Raw genomic sequence first — 15,257 nt, forward strand, 5'->3', positions numbered from 1 at the left:
TAATCTCAATGATCGCTCATATGCGATAGCCCTGCCTCAAGGGGGGAGATTGTGGCTGCAAGGCCAGCGGAAGGCCGGTGGACTGGTGCGGCGCAATGAATTCGGCGAAGGCGGCCAAACGAAAAGCTCCGCTGATCGGAAATCAGCGGAGCTTTGTAAGGTGAAGGAACCTCAGGCCGCGCGGCGGAAGGGTTTGACCCGTGCGGACGGAATCTTGCGGCCCGAGGCCACGAGAACGCCGGCGGCGCCTTCGAGGTGGCCGTCCTTCAGCTCGAGGCCGAGGAAACGGCGGCGTTCGAACGGGCCGGGCATGACCAGGAGCTCGGCCTTGTCGGCACAAAAGCCGAAGCGGGCGTAATATTCCGGGTCGCCGACCAGCAGGATCGCGCCGTGGCCGCGGGCGGCGGCTTCCGCGATCGCGGCGCGCATCAGCGCACCGCCGACGCCCTTGCCGGAAAGGCCGGGCTCGACGGCGAGCGGGCCGAGCAAAAGTGCTGGCACGCCGCGACCATCGGAGCCGATGCCGGCATCCACGTGCCACAGGCGCACAGTGCCGATCAGCATGCCGACGTCATCGCGGGCAACGAGTGCCAGACCATCGGCCGGCAGCCGCTTGCGGCGGATCTTCTCCGACGATTTTTTCTTGCGCATCGGCCCCATGGCGCGATCGAGCAGCGCTTCGCGCGCGGGCACGTCGAAAGAGGCCTCTTCGGCGATGACGAAGGACTGAACAGCGATTTCAGCGAGAACCGGGGCCATCGGATTATCCCCCAAAATTACAGTGCAACAGGATGGCCGGGGCGTGGCCCCGGTCGGCTATCCCGGTGCGGCTCTCCTCAAGCCGCACCGATGTGCAAGGGAAATCCTCAGATGACGTAGGATTTCAGCGGCTCGAAGCCGTTGAACGCCACCGACGCATAGGTCGTGGTGTAGGCGCCGGTGCCTTCGATCAGAACCTCGTCGCCGATCGTCAGCGAGATCGGCAGCGGATACATGTTCTTCTCGTACATCACATCGGCGCTGTCGCAGGTCGGACCGGCGAGAACGCAGGGCTCCATCTCGTCGCCGTCGCGCTCGGTGCGGATCGGGTAACGGATCGCCTCGTCCATGGTTTCGGCGAGACCGCCGAACTTGCCGATGTCGAGGAACACCCAGCGATGCTTGTCATCGTCGGACTTCTTCGAGATCAGCACCACTTCCGACTTGATGACGCCGGCATTGCCGACCATGCCGCGGCCCGGCTCGATGATCGTGCGCGGGAGCTGGTTGCCGAAGTGGCGGGACAGCGCCGCGAAGATCGCCTGGCCATAGGCTTCCGCCGTCGGCACGTCGCGCAGATACTTGGTCGGGAAACCGCCGCCCATGTTGACCATCTGCAGGTAGATGCCCTGCTTGGCAAGCTGCGCAAACACCCGCTTGGCATCGGAAAGCGCTGCGTCCCAGGCTTCGACCTTGGTCATCTGCGAGCCGACATGGAAGGACACGCCGTAGCTTGTCAGACCCAGCTGATGGGCATAGACCAGCACGTCGACGGCCATGGCCGGAACGCAGCCGAACTTGCGCGACAGCGGCCATTCGGCGCCTTCGCCATCGGTCAGAACGCGGCAGAACACGCGCGCGCCGGGGGCTGCACGGGAAATCTTCTCGACTTCCTCATGGCAATCGACGGCGAACAGGTTGACGCCGAGCGCATGGGCGCGGGCGATGTCGCGTTCCTTCTTGATGGTGTTGCCGAAGGAGATGCGGTCGGCGGTCGCACCGGCTTCCAGCGCCATTTCGATTTCGGCGACGGACGCGCAATCGAAGTTGGAGCCGAGGCCTGCGAGCAGCTCCAGGATCTGCGGAGCCGGGTTTGCCTTGACCGCGTAGAAGATGTCGCTGTTGGGCAGCGCGCGGCGGAAGGCGGTGTAGTTGTCGCGCACGACTTCGCGGTCCACGACCAGGCAAGGGCCATCGGGACGGCGGGTGCGGAAGAATTCGGCGATACGCTCGGTGGTCATTGTTCTAACCCCTTCTGAAGCATTCTGATCCGGTATTTTCCGGATGACAAAGGGCGCATCGATCCGCGCACGAACCCGGCCGGTGGAGACCCCGGGGAACGGTTGCGGCGAACGCTCAAGTTTGAATCAGCCCTGCGAGCAAGGATGATCCGGCTTTGTCTGCCTTGGATTGGGGGATTGACCCGCCGCACTTCCGGCAATGAAGGTATGTGCCTCTTTAGTACCCCGGGGATGGAAATCCGGGAGACACCAGAAAGGCCCGCACCGTCGTTGCTTCAAGATGTCCTCGCTTGACCGGTTGGCCGGGAAGCGACTGGAGGGGTTAGTTCCAGGTACCTTACCGTGACCCTCACCATTCGAGAGTTCGGCGGACACCCACAGGCACGCGCGACTTTGGGCAAGCGGAGAGATATTAAAACCGGACTTGAAAATCAAGTGGGGGAACCCCAAAATCTTCCCCTGTATCCCGTTGAAGATGCTATCTGATTGACAAAACTTCAGTAATTTTTTCGCAAGCCCTTTCAAGGAGCGGCAATGGACACTTTGACGAGAATGCGGGCCTTTATCGACGTGGTCGAGGCAGAAGGCTTTTCCGCCGCCGCCCGCAAGACCGGCCGTTCCAAGGCGCTGCTTTCGAAATATGTGCGCGAGCTGGAGGACGATCTCGGCGTGCTGCTGTTGAACCGCACCACGCGGCAATTCTCGCTGACGGAGGCCGGCCAGCTCTATCATCGTCGCGTTATCGACATCGTGCAGGACGTCGACAATCTCTCCGATACGGTGCGCGCCAACAATTCCGACCTGCGCGGCAAGCTTAAGGTGTCGGTGCCCCGCACCTTCATCGATGCCCCGGTCGGCCGGTCGCTGCTCGATTTCACTGCCGCCCATCCGGATCTGTCGCTGGAAATCGTGGCCGAGGACCGGTTCGTGGACCTGGTCGAGGAGGGTTATGATGTCGCGATCCGGATCACCAGCCTTGAGGATTCCGCGCTGATCGCGCGCAAGCTTGCCGATTTCCGCTCGCTGGTCTGCGTGTCGCCGACATGGCTGGCGGCGCTCGACCGCCCGCTGGAAAAGCCCGCAGATCTGGCGCATGTGCCGTTCCTGGTCGATACCAACCCGAAGTCCCACGGCTCGCTCAGGTTCAAGAACCCCGAGGACGGCACCGTCTACACCGTGCCGATCCACGGGCCGGTTTCGGTGAATTCGCCGATCGCGACCATGCGCGGCGCGATTGCCGGGCTGGGCGTGGCGCTGGTGCCGGATTTCGTCGCCCGCGAGCCGATCGCGTCGGGAGAACTCGTCACGCTGTTCGACGATCAATTGCCGACCAGCGCGGCGATCTACGCCATCTACCCTCACCGCCGCTATCTGCCGCAGAAGGTGCGCACCTTCGTCGATTTCCTGACGAAATGGTTCCCGAACAACTGCACCGAGACCGGAGCAAAAACCGCGCGATAGCCGCGCCTTCACATCAATTCGTACGGCAAGAAATGCCGCTGATTCTGGTCGACGGCGATCTTGCGTTTGAGCGGCGGCACGGCGCGGCTCGGGCATCTGGTGCGCTCGCAGATCCGGCAGGAAATGCCGATCGGATTGAAGGCGGCACGGTTGTCGGCGTCGAGATCGTCGGCATACACAAAGGCGCCGGCATAGGAGACCTCGCAGCCGAGCGCGATCGCATAGGTGGGTTTGGGCGCAAAGAAGCCGCCGCCGCCCTTGGTGATCTGGGTCGCCAGACAGAGATAGCGCGCACCGTCCGGCGTTTCGGCAAGCTGGCGGATGATCCGGTCGGGCTGCTCGAAAGCCTGGTGCACGTTCCAGAGCGGACAGGCCGCGCCGAAACGGGCGAATTGCAGCTTGGCGGCGCTGTGGCGCTTGGTGATGTTGCCCGCGCGATCGACCCTCGCGAAAAAGATCGGCACGCCCTTCTGTCCTGGCCGCTGCAGCGTCGAAAGCCGGTGACAGACCTGTTCCAGCGAGGAGCCGAAGCGGGCCGACAGCAACTCGATATCATGGCGCAGCTCGTGGGCGGCGGTGAGGAATTTGCGATAGGGCATGATCAGGGCGCCGGCGAAATAGTTCTGTAGCCCGGCGCGGCAGATATCGACGGCCTCAGGCGAGCGGAACCCCGCCTCCGCCGCGATCCTGTCGATAAGATCGGCCGCATGCAACTGCCCGATCTGCAACGCCATCTGGAAATTGCGGGTCGATTGCGGCACCGAGGCGTTGACCGCCAGCGTGCGCTGCTTGGGATCATATTGCCGGATCAGCGCGCTTTCCGGCCCGATCCGAAGCACGCGAACGCCATGCGCCCTTTCCAGATGGGCAGCCAGAAGCGCTGCGTCGTCCGCCTCGCCGATGCCGATTTCCGCTGCAAGCTTTTCGGCGGCGATGTCGAGATCGTGCAGGTAATTGTCGACGAAGTGAAAGAAGTCGCGCACCTCCTCGTAAGGCGTCGCCTCCAGCGGGCTTGCGCGCGAAATCGTGTCGTCAAAGCCCGCAAGCTGCTCATTCATCCGCCGATAGGCCTGATGGGCGGCGACCAGCGCGTGGGCAAAGCCGGGCGCGTTCTGGACCACGAGTTTCAGCTCCTGGAGGCCGGGCGTATAGTTCTCGAACACCGGGTCCGTCAGCGCCTCCGACAGAGCCGAGAGCAGCCGGTCGCCCTCCCCCGAGGAAAGATCGCTGAGATCGAGCTGGAATTTCTCCGCCAGCGCCAGCAGCACGGCAGCCGAAACCGGTCGCTGGTTGTTCTCGATCTGGTTGAGGTAGCTGGTCGAAATGCCGAGCCGTTCGGCGCACTGGCTCTGGGTCATGTTGCCCTGAAGCCTGAGTTCACGCACCTTGCGTCCGATGAAGAGTTTTCCGGTGGCCATGTTCGCAATTTCGCAATTTCAGTTTTGCCATTTTATAATTTAACAAACTCACGCGTTCAAACATATTCTGCGGTTCGGCTTTGCGTTATGGCCACGGTTCGTCTGGAAATAGGGAAGAGGCATGCGAACAGTTCTGGAACAATTGGAAAGCCGCCGCGCGGACGCCCGCCTCGGCGGCGGTCAGCGCCGCATCGACGCCCAGCATGCCAAGGGCAAGCTGACGGCGCGCGAGCGCATCGACGTGCTGTTCGACGAAGGCTCGTTCGAAGAATACGACATGTATGTCACCCATCGCTGCGTCGATTTCGGTATGGCCGGGCAGAAGGTGCCGGGCGATGGCGTGGTCACCGGCTGGGGCACGATCAACGGTCGACAGGTCTATGTGTTCTCGCAGGATTTCACCGTGCTTGGCGGCTCGCTGTCGGAAACCCATGCCCAGAAGATCTGCAAGATCATGGACATGGCGGTAAAGAACGGCGCGCCGGTGATCGGCCTCAATGATTCGGGCGGCGCGCGCATTCAGGAGGGCGTCGCCTCGCTGGCCGGCTATGCCGAGGTGTTCCGCCGCAATGTCGAGGCCTCCGGGGTGATCCCCCAGATTTCCGTGATCATGGGTCCGTGCGCGGGCGGCGCGGTCTATTCGCCGGCGATGACCGATTTCATCTTCATGGTGCGCGATAGCTCCTTCATGTTCGTCACCGGCCCGGATGTGGTCAAGACCGTCACCAACGAGGTGATCACGGCGGAAGAACTCGGCGGCGCCGATACCCATACGAAGAAATCCTCGGTCGCCGACGGGGCTTATGAGAACGACATCGAAACGCTGGAACAGGTCCGGCTGCTGTTCGATTTTCTGCCGCTCAACAACCGCGAAAAGCCGCCGGTGCGCCCGTTCCATGACGATCCGGGCCGGATCGAGCAACGCCTCGACACGCTGATCCCCGACAGCTCCAACAAGCCCTATGACATGAAGGAACTGATCCTGGCGCTTGCCGACGAGGGCGATTTCTTCGAGCTCCAGGAAGCCTATGCCAGAAATGTCATCACCGGCTTCCTGCGGATCGAGGGCCAGACCGTCGGCGTCGTTGCCAACCAGCCGATGGTGCTGGCCGGCTGCCTCGATATCGACAGTTCACGCAAGGCCGCCCGTTTCGTGCGGTTCTGCGATGCCTTCAACATTCCGCTTTTGACGCTGGTCGACGTGCCGGGCTTCCTGCCGGGCACCGGCCAGGAGTACGGCGGCGTCATCAAGCATGGCGCGAAGCTGCTGTTCGCCTATGCCCAGGCGACCGTGCCGATGGTGACGCTGATCACCCGCAAGGCCTATGGCGGCGCCTATGACGTGATGGCGTCGAAACATATCGGCGCAGATATCAACTATGCCTGGCCGACGGCGGAAATCGCGGTGATGGGCGCCAAGGGTGCCACCGAAATCCTCCACCGCGCCGATCTCGGCGATGCCGAGAAGATCGCCGCAAAGGTTGCCGAATACGAGGAGCGCTTCGCCAACCCCTTCGTCGCCGCCGAACGCGGTTTCATCGACGAGGTGATCATGCCGCATTCCTCCCGCCGCCGCATCGCCCGCGCCTTCGCCTCGCTGCGCAACAAGAGGGCGGACACGCACTGGAAGAAGCACGACACGATACCGCTTTAAGAGGCAGACTGTCGCGGAGGCCGGGTTATATAATGCTCATAGCGTCTGCGCGTCGAGCACGGTTCGATCGTTACTAAAATTTCGGGTAAGTCGGTGCTCAGCGAACCTCACGCCGCCTCGGATTTCGACGGATTAGTTTAAGGCGCAACGACGCCGCTCAAGGAGAATGGAATGGCCAAACTGCCTGACATGACGAAGCATCGCGGATTCCCATCCGGCATGCCGGGCACCGGCGTCCAGTTCGTCATCCGCCGCGCCAATCCCAAACGGGTGACGCCGATCAAGGCCCTGCCGCGCAAGGCCCGGCAGGGCTCAAAGGAACATCTGATCGATGCGGCCTTTCTGCACGCGCTCTGGCACCATTTCGGCGACCAGCCGTTCGAGCGCGGCAATCTCGACGCGGCGCGTCTTTCTCTGCTGTTCGGCCGCGAGGTCGTCGCGGTCGAGCAGGATTTCGATCCGCAGTCCTATGAAGCCATGCTGGTGATCAACGAGCCGGTGGCGCGGGCCAGTTTCCCGGAATCGTTTGAAGATCATCTGGAGGTTTGACGGTGTCGCTTACGAAAATCCTCATCGCCAATCGCGGCGAAATCGCCTGCCGGGTCATTAAGACGGCAAAGAGCATGGGTATTGCAACGGTCGCCGTCTATTCCGATGCCGACCGCGATGCGCTGCATGTGAAGATGGCCGATGAGGCCGTGCATATCGGCCCGGCCCCGTCGGCGCAGTCCTATATCGTGATCGACAAGATTCTCGATGCAATCCGGCAGACCGGCGCGGATTCCGTGCATCCGGGTTATGGGTTCCTATCCGAAAACCCTGTCTTTGCAGCCGCATTGGAGAAGGAAGGCATCGCCTTCATCGGTCCGCCGGTCGGCGCGATCGAGGCGATGGGCGACAAGATCACCTCGAAGAAGCTTGCGGCCGAAGCTGGCGTTTCCACCGTGCCCGGCCATATGGGCCTGATAGCCAGCGCCGATGAGGCGGTGCGTATTTCCGACGAGATCGGCTATCCGGTGATGATCAAGGCCTCGGCCGGCGGCGGCGGCAAGGGCATGCGCATTGCCTGGAACGCAGGCGAGGCGCGCGAAGGCTTCCAGTCCTCCAGGAACGAGGCGAAGAACGCCTTCGGCGACGACCGGATATTCATCGAGAAATTCGTCACCGAGCCGCGCCACATCGAAATCCAGGTGCTGGGCGACAAGCATGGCAACTGCATCTATCTCGGCGAGCGCGAATGCTCGATCCAGCGCCGTAACCAGAAGGTCATCGAGGAAGCGCCCTCGCCATTCCTCGATGAAGAAACCCGCAAGGCCATGGGCGAGCAGGCCGTGGCGCTCGCCAAGGCGGTCGGCTACCACTCCGCCGGCACGGTGGAATTCATTGTCGATGGCAAGGAAAACAAATTCTACTTCCTGGAAATGAACACCCGGCTGCAGGTGGAGCATCCGGTGACCGAGCTCGTCACCGGCCTCGATCTGGTCGAGCAGATGATCCGGGTGGCATCCGGCGAGGCGCTGACGATCGGTCAGGACGACGTCAAGCTCACCGGCTGGGCGATTGAAAGCCGGCTTTACGCCGAAGACCCCTATCGCAACTTCCTGCCCTCAATCGGCAGGCTGACGCGCTACCGGCCGCCGCAGGAGGGGGCCTATCCCGACGGCTCTGTGGTGCGCAACGATACCGGCGTCACCGAGGGCGGCGAGATTTCGATGTATTACGACCCGATGATCGCAAAGCTCTGCACCCACGCCCCCGACCGCGCCAGCGCGATCGACGCGATGAGCGACGCGCTCGACAATTTCGAGGTCGAGGGCATCGGCCACAACCTGCCCTTCCTCTCGGCCGTGATGCGCCAGGAGCGGTTCCGCGCCGGCCGGCTGACCACCGCTTATATTGCCGAGGAATTTCCCGACGGCTTTGCCGGCGTCGAACCCGACGACCATGCCGCCCGCACATTGGCGGCGATCGCGGCGCTGATCAATTACCGGGTTCAGGACCGCGCCGCCCATATTTCCGGCACCATCGACAATCACCGCCGCTCCGTCGGCGCCGATTGGGTGGTGACGCTTGCCGGCCACGCCTTCACGCTGACGGTCGCCGCCGGCGACAAAGCCACGACCGAAAAGGCCACGATCACCTTCGCCGATGGCAAGACCTCAAGCCTTGCCAGCGCCTGGAAACCGGGCATGAGCCACGCCGCATTCGAGGTCGATGGCGTTTCGCTCGGCATCAAGGTGGATCTCAAAGGACCGGCGATCCGGCTGCGCTGGCGGGGCATGGATGTCACGGCAAGGGTCCGCTCGCCGCATGTGGCGGCACTTGCCAAACTGATGCCGCACAAAATGCCGCCGGACACCTCGAAAATGCTGCTCTGCCCGATGCCGGGCGTGATCACCGCGCTGTCGGTCGCCGCCGGCGACACGGTGGAGGCCGGTCAGGCGCTTGCCACGGTCGAGGCGATGAAGATGGAAAACATCCTGCGCGCCGAAAAGCGCGGCGTGGTAAAGGCGATCGCCGTCGAAACCGGCGCAAGCCTCGCCGTCGATGAAATGATCATGGAATTTGAGTGATGACCGGCGGGAGGAAATGACCATGGCGAACGACAAGACCATCGCGGACTGGAAGGCGCTCGCCGAAAAGGAGGCGAAAAAGCCGGTCGAGGAGCTGACCTGGAACACGCCGGAAGGCATTGCCGTCAAGCCGCTCTATACGGCGGAAGACCTGGAGGGCGTCGACCATATCGGCAGCTTGCCGGGCTTTGCCCCCTTCGTGCGCGGGCCGCGCGCCACCATGTATGCGGGCCGGCCCTGGACCATCCGTCAGTATGCCGGGTTTTCCACGGCGGAAGAGAGCAACGCCTTCTACCGCCGCAACCTCGCCGCCGGCCAGCAGGGCGTTTCCGTCGCCTTTGACCTCGCCACCCATCGCGGCTATGACAGCGATCATCCGCGCGTGGAGGGCGATGTCGGCAAGGCCGGGGTAGCAATCGACTCGGTCGAGGACATGAAGATCCTGTTCGACGGCATCCCGCTGGAGACGATCTCGGTGTCGATGACCATGAACGGCGCGGTGATCCCGATTCTCGCAAGCTTCATCGTCGCCGGCGAGGAACAGGGCGTGCCCCGCGAAAAACTCAGCGGCACCATCCAGAACGACATCCTGAAGGAGTTCATGGTCCGCAACACCTATATCTATCCGCCCGAACCCTCGATGCGGATCATCGCGGACATCATCGAATATACCGCACAGGAAATGCCGAAGTTCAACTCGATCTCGATTTCCGGCTACCACATCCAGGAGGCGGGCGCGACGCTGGTGCAGGAACTGGCCTTCACGCTCGCTGACGGGCGTGAATATGTCCGCGCGGCGATTGCCAAAGGCCTCGATGTCGATGCCTTTGCGGGACGGCTCTCGTTCTTCTTCGCGATCGGCATGAACTTCTTCATGGAGGCCGCCAAGCTGCGCGCCGCGCGCCTTTTGTGGACGCGGATCATGGAGGAGTTCTCGCCGAAGAAGGCATCCTCGCTGATGCTCAGGACCCATTGCCAGACCTCGGGCGTCTCGCTTCAGGAGCAGGATCCCTATAACAACGTCATTCGCACCGCTTACGAGGCGATGTCGGCCGCGCTTGGCGGCACCCAGTCGCTGCACACCAATGCGTTGGATGAGGCGATGGCGCTGCCGACCGAATTTTCCGCGCGCATCGCTCGCAACACCCAGTTGATCCTGCAGAACGAAACCGGGATTACCAAGGTGGTCGATCCGCTGGCCGGCTCCTATTACGTCGAGAGCCTGACCAACGACCTTGCCGATAAGGCGTGGGCGCTGATGGAGAAGATCGAGGCGGAAGGCGGCATGACCGCCGCCGTCGACGCCGGCCTGCCGAAGAAGATGATCGAGGAGGCTGCCACCCGCCGCCAGGCCGCCGTCGACAGGGGCGAGGAGGTGATCGTCGGCGTCAACAAGTTCCGGCTTGAAAACGAGGAGCCGATCGAAACGCTCGATATCGACAATTCGGCGGTGCGCGCCTCCCAGATCCGCCGGATCGAACAAACCCGCCGCCAACGCGATCCGAAGGCCTGCGACCGGGCGCTTGCCCGCCTTGCCGAGGTGGCGAAAACCGGTGAGGGCAACCTGCTGGGGGCGGCCGTCGAGGCGGCGCGGGCCCGCGCCACCGTCGGCGAGATTTCCGATGCGATGCGCGAGGCATTCGGCAGTTACGCCGCCACCCCCAAAGTGGTGCGCAACATTTATGGCGCGGCCTATAAGGACGATCCGGAATATGCCGTGATCACCGACCGGCTGAAGGCCTATGCCGAGACAAAGGGCCGCGCGCCGCGCGTGCTGATCGCCAAGCTCGGCCAGGACGGGCATGACCGCGGGGCCAAGGTGATCGCGTCCGGCTATGGCGATATCGGCTTCGACGTCGTCGCCGGCCCGCTGTTCCAGACGCCGGAGGAAGCCGCCGATCTCGCGTTGAGCGAGAAGGTGGATATCGTCGGCATGTCCTCGCTTGCCGCCGGCCACAGGACGCTGGCCCCGCAGCTTGTCAACGCGCTGAAGAAGCGCGGCGCGGACGAGGTGATCGTGGTCGTCGGCGGGGTCATTCCGCGCAAGGATTATGATTTCCTGCTCGAAAACGGCGTCGCCGCCGTCTACGGCCCCGGCACCAATGTGCTGGATTCCGCCAATTCGCTGCTCGACCTGCTCGAAGGCAAGCGGAGGAACCGATGATCACCCGCCTCAATCACGTCGCCATCGCCGTGCCGGACCTCGCCGAGGCCGCCGCAAGCTACCAGGCGCTGGGCGCAAAGGTTTCCGAGCCGCAGGACCTGCCGGAGCATGGCGTCACGGTGGTGTTCATCACCCTCGACAACACCAAGATCGAGCTGCTGCACCCCCTTGGCGACGGCTCGCCGATCGCCGGCTTTCTCGACAAGAACCCGAGCGGCGGCATCCATCACCTCTGTTTCGAGGTGGAGGACATCACGACTGCCTCGGCCAAGCTTGACGAACACAGCATCCGCGTCCTCGGTGACGGCAAGCCGAAGACCGGTGCCCACGGCAAACCGGTCCTCTTCGCCCATCCCAAGGATTTTCAGGGCGCACTGATCGAATTCGAACAGGAATAAATTCCTCGATTGAGTTGCCGGATCGCCACGCAGACCTCGCCGCATAGCCCCCCAGTCTTCTCGCCCCGGAGGGGAGAGATGTCGCGAAAGCGACAGTGAGGGGGGAGTCTATCCCCGCGAACGCCCTCACACATCAAAACGCTGCACCACCCTCACTCCCCCTTTCGGGGGTATCTCTCCCGCAAGCGGGAGAGAATAGTTGGAGCAAGCGTCAAGACCTGAACTCTACAAAGCGTCTTCGCTCGGCAGCAACACATTAAGAGTCTTCAACCCCCGCCATCGCTTCCAGCGTCCGGATCAGCGCGGAATTGTCGAGCTCGCCGTCGCCGCGGGCGATTGCGGCGTTCATCAGCTGCTCGGTGGAGGCGGCGTTGGGCAGGGCGAGGCCGATCTCGCGGGCGGCGTTGACGACGAGCGACATGTCCTTGCGCTGCAGCCGCATGCTGAAACCGGGATCGAAGGTGCGGTTGAGCATCCGCTCACCGTGGATCTTGAGGATCGGCGACCCGGCAAAGCCGCCCATCAGCGCCTCGCGCACCTTGGCGGGGTCCGCGCCGGCCTTCTTGGCAAACAGCAGCGCTTCGCACACTGCCTCCACCGTCAGCCCAACCACGATCTGGTTGGCGAGCTTGGCGGTCTGGCCGTCGCCCACCGGGCCGATATGGGTGATGGTCTTGCCCATTGCCTCGAACAACGGCTTGCCGCGGGAAAAGTCCTCGTCCGCGCCGCCGACCATGATCGTCAGCGTGGCGTTCTTCGCGCCTATATCGCCGCCGGAGACCGGCGCATCGAGATAGGCGCAGCCGATCGCGGCCAGTTTTTCGGCGAAGTCCCGCGTTGCGACCGGCGAGATCGTGCTCATGTCGATCACCATCTTGCCCTCCGACAAGCCGTGGACCGCGCCGTTCTCGCCGAACAGCACCTCTTCCACATCCGGCGTATCGGATACGATGGTGATGACAATCTCGGCGGCCTCGGCCACCGCCTTCGGCGTATCGCAGGCGGTCGCGCCCTTTTCGACGAGGAATTGCGAGACCGGCTTCACCCGGTTGATGAAGAGTTCGTGGCCGGCTTCGATCAGGTTGGCCGCCATCGGGCGCCCCATCAGGCCGAGGCCGATAAATCCGATTTTCATGAAACTGTTCCTTCGCGATAGTAGAAGACCTTGTCACGGGTTCTGCGAACCTATAGCACGCGTTCGCATCTCCGCACGGGATGGGGACCAAATTTTCAGGCGATGGCCGCCGGGCCGATCCGCGCGCCACGAAAACAAAAGCCGTTTCAGGGACGAAACGCGACCATAATTTTCCAAAGAAGCAGCCTTCGGGCGAAGGGTTTTCTTGGCGCAAATTCGCCACTTTTCATAATCTCCGCCTCACGATCCTTCCATTCAGCAGATTGGTTCATTTCATGAAGAAGACACTCCTCGCCGCTCTCGGCGCCGCCCTGCTCTTCACCACACCGGCCAAGGCCGATCAGGTGGAAATCCTCAATGTTTCCTATGACATCGCCCGCGAACTCTACGCGACGATCAACCCGGCCTTTGCCGAATACTGGAAGGCCGAGACCGGCGACGATGTCGTGATCAAGCAGTCACATGCCGGCTCCTCCAAGCAGGCGCGCGCCATCCTGCAGGGCCTGAAGGCCGACCTCGTCACCTTCAACCAGGTGCTCGATGTGCAGATCCTGGCCGATAACGGCTTCGTCGCGGCCGACTGGCAGCAGGCGCTGCCGAACAACGCCTCGCCCTATTACTCGCTGCCGGCCTTCCTGGTGCGCAAGGGCAATCCGAAGGGCATCGAGGATTGGGACGATCTCGCTGCTGAAGGCGTGGAGCTGGTATTCCCCAACCCGAAAACCTCCGGCAATGGCCGCTACACCTATCTCGCGGCCTATGGCTACGCGCTCGACCAGTTCGGCGGGGATGACGAGAAGGCGCGCGCATTCGTCGGCGATTTCCTCGGCAATGTCGCCGTGTTCGACACCGGCGGCCGCGGTGCCACCACCACCTTCATCGAACGCGGCATCGGCGATGTGCTGATCACCTTCGAGGCGGAAGTGGAAAACATCCGCGCCCAGTACGGCGAAGACGAATATGAGCGCGTCGTGCCCTCCATGTCGCTGCTCGCCGAATTCCCGGTCGCCGTCGTCGACAAGGTCGCCCAGGAGCGCGGCACGGAAGAGGTTTCCAAGGCCTATCTCGAATTCCTCTACACCAAGGAAGGCCAGGAAATCGTCGCCTCGTTCAACAACCGCGTCCACAACGAGGAAGTGAAGGCCGAATATGCCGACAAGTTCCCGGACGTGAAGCTGATCACCGTGGAAGACGTGTTCGGCGGCTGGGAAGCGGCCAACGAGACCCACTTCGCCGATGGCGGCGTGCTGGACCAGATCCAGTCGGCTCGGTAACCGGCACGAAGCCGCCGTATCGCAGGGCGTCGCGGTGAGCACAAACCTCACCGCCCCAATCTCCCCCCCTTGAGGGGGAGATGTCGCGAAAGCGACAGAGAGGGGTAACGGGCACAAGCCGCGAACTCTGTGCTCTCTGAGAGGGTTCACCCCTCTCTGCCCTGCCGGGCATCTCCCCCTCAAGGGGGGAGATTGGCGTGTTGTGAGGGCGGTGCGCCTCGCTGGCGGCTGCGGCATCTTCGGCACCTAGCACCAAACAAAACCCGTGCCCCATGCGGCAGGAATTGCTATAGCCTCCGGCATCACCGCGAAAAGGCCATCATGACGTTCATCATGTCGACAGCGACCAGACGCGCGAACCGCAGCGTCATGCCGGGTTTCGGGCTGACGCTCGGGACCACGCTGCTGTTTGTCGCCCTGATCATCCTGTTGCCGCTGTCGGCGCTGTTCTGGCAGCTTGGCCAGCTCGGCTTTGCCGATTACTGGCGGATCATCACCAATCCGCGCACGCTCGCGGCCTTCCGGGTCACGATCTCGGCGGCAGCCCTTGCCACCGTGTTCAACGCCTGTTTCGGCCTGCTGCTCGCCTGGGTGATCGTGCGCTATAAATTCCCCGGAAAACGCCTGCTCGATGCGCTGATCGACCTGCCCTTCGCGCTGCCGACCGCCGTTGCCGGCATTGCGCTGGTGGCGCTCTACGACCGCAATGGGTGGATGGGCATGCTCCTGTCGGAGTTCAACATCAAGGTCGCCTATACATGGTGGGGCATCGCGCTCGCCATGACCTTTACCTCCGTGCCCTTCGGCGTGCGCACCGTGCAGCCGGTGATGGAAAGCCTGAGCCACGATCTGGAAGAGGCCGCGCAGACGCTCGGCGCCACCGATTTCCAGGTGTTCCGCCATATCGTGTTTCCGCAACTTTTCCCGAGCTTCATCATGGGCGCGTCGCTCGCGTTTGCCCGGTCGCTCGGCGAGTTCGGCGCGGTGATCTTCATTGCCGGCAACATGCCGTTCAAGACCGAGATCGCCTCATTGCTGATCATGATCCGACTCGATGAATATGATTTCCCCGCCGCAGCCGCGATTGCCGGCACGGTGCTGGCGCTGGCGCTCCTCGTGCTGATCCTCGCAAACATCGCCCAGAACCGCGCCGCACGGCATATGTCGAGGGGAGGCTGAG

General features: G+C 62.9%; 12 protein-coding genes. 8 read left to right on the forward strand and 4 right to left on the reverse strand.

The features are described from left to right. Positions 1 to 171: 171 nt before the first annotated feature. Together V6767_RS19730 and odc2 are read right to left on the reverse strand one after the other, a co-directional pair. Positions 172 to 759, reverse strand: coding sequence for a GNAT family N-acetyltransferase (locus tag V6767_RS19730; RefSeq protein ID WP_448475021.1), 588 nt, complete (start codon positions 757 to 759; stop codon positions 172 to 174). A gap of 107 nt (positions 760 to 866) precedes the next feature. Further along, a complete protein-coding gene (gene odc2 / locus V6767_RS19735; RefSeq protein WP_448475022.1) occupies positions 867 to 2,000 on the reverse strand; it encodes an ornithine/lysine decarboxylase in 1,134 nt (377 codons plus the stop codon). A 534-nt stretch (positions 2,001 to 2,534) separates the two neighbouring features. Here odc2 and V6767_RS19740 point away from each other — a divergent pair. Further along, positions 2,535 to 3,461, forward strand: a complete 927-nt coding sequence (locus V6767_RS19740; protein WP_448475023.1) for a LysR family transcriptional regulator — start codon at positions 2,535 to 2,537, stop codon at positions 3,459 to 3,461. Positions 3,462 to 3,469: 8 nt separating this feature from the next. On the opposite strand, the gene V6767_RS19745 is transcribed toward V6767_RS19740, so the two are convergent. Next, the gene (locus V6767_RS19745) at positions 3,470 to 4,879 is read right to left on the reverse strand and encodes a helix-turn-helix domain-containing protein (RefSeq protein WP_448475024.1); all 1,410 of its coding nucleotides are present in this window, start codon (positions 4,877 to 4,879) and stop codon (positions 3,470 to 3,472) included. Positions 4,880 to 5,000: 121 nt separating this feature from the next. On the opposite strand from V6767_RS19745, the gene V6767_RS19750 reads away from it, so the two are divergent. From V6767_RS19750 to mce, 5 genes are all read left to right on the forward strand, one after another. Beyond that, positions 5,001 to 6,533: an acyl-CoA carboxylase subunit beta gene (locus V6767_RS19750; protein ID WP_448475025.1), complete on the forward strand. Its 1,533-nt coding sequence runs from the start codon at positions 5,001 to 5,003 to the stop codon at positions 6,531 to 6,533. 171 nt (positions 6,534 to 6,704) lie between these two features. Further along, positions 6,705 to 7,082 carry a hypothetical protein gene (locus V6767_RS19755; RefSeq protein WP_448475026.1) on the forward strand — a complete coding sequence of 126 codons (378 nt, stop codon included), beginning with the start codon at positions 6,705 to 6,707 and terminating at the stop codon, positions 7,080 to 7,082. Next, positions 7,079 to 9,106 (forward strand): acetyl-CoA carboxylase biotin carboxylase subunit, encoded by a 2,028-nt coding sequence (locus V6767_RS19760; protein WP_448475027.1) that lies wholly within the window; start codon positions 7,079 to 7,081, stop codon positions 9,104 to 9,106. The genes V6767_RS19755 and V6767_RS19760 overlap by 4 nt, the downstream gene beginning before the upstream one ends. A 22-nt stretch (positions 9,107 to 9,128) precedes the next feature. Continuing rightward, positions 9,129 to 11,270, forward strand: coding sequence for a methylmalonyl-CoA mutase (gene scpA, locus V6767_RS19765; RefSeq protein ID WP_448475028.1), 2,142 nt, complete (start codon positions 9,129 to 9,131; stop codon positions 11,268 to 11,270). Continuing rightward, the gene (gene mce / locus V6767_RS19770) at positions 11,267 to 11,668 is read left to right on the forward strand and encodes a methylmalonyl-CoA epimerase (RefSeq protein ID WP_448475029.1); all 402 of its coding nucleotides are present in this window, start codon (positions 11,267 to 11,269) and stop codon (positions 11,666 to 11,668) included. The genes scpA and mce overlap by 4 nt, the downstream gene beginning before the upstream one ends. A 256-nt stretch (positions 11,669 to 11,924) precedes the next feature. Here mce and V6767_RS19775 read toward each other — a convergent pair whose 3' ends face one another. Continuing rightward, complete coding sequence (locus V6767_RS19775) at positions 11,925 to 12,803, reverse strand: 2-hydroxy-3-oxopropionate reductase (RefSeq protein WP_448475030.1); 879 nt, start codon at positions 12,801 to 12,803, stop codon at positions 11,925 to 11,927. Positions 12,804 to 13,078: 275 nt separating this feature from the next. On the opposite strand from V6767_RS19775, the gene cysP reads away from it, so the two are divergent. Next, on the forward strand, positions 13,079 to 14,077 hold the full coding sequence (gene cysP / locus V6767_RS19780) for a thiosulfate ABC transporter substrate-binding protein CysP (RefSeq protein ID WP_448475031.1): 999 nt from the start codon (positions 13,079 to 13,081) through the stop codon (positions 14,075 to 14,077). A gap of 333 nt (positions 14,078 to 14,410) precedes the next feature. Then, positions 14,411 to 15,256 carry a sulfate ABC transporter permease subunit CysT gene (cysT, locus tag V6767_RS19785; RefSeq protein WP_448475032.1) on the forward strand — a complete coding sequence of 282 codons (846 nt, stop codon included), beginning with the start codon at positions 14,411 to 14,413 and terminating at the stop codon, positions 15,254 to 15,256. The last annotated feature ends 1 nt before the right edge of the window (position 15,257 follow it).

The sequence above is a fragment of the Martelella sp. FLE1502 genome, assembly GCF_053484255.1.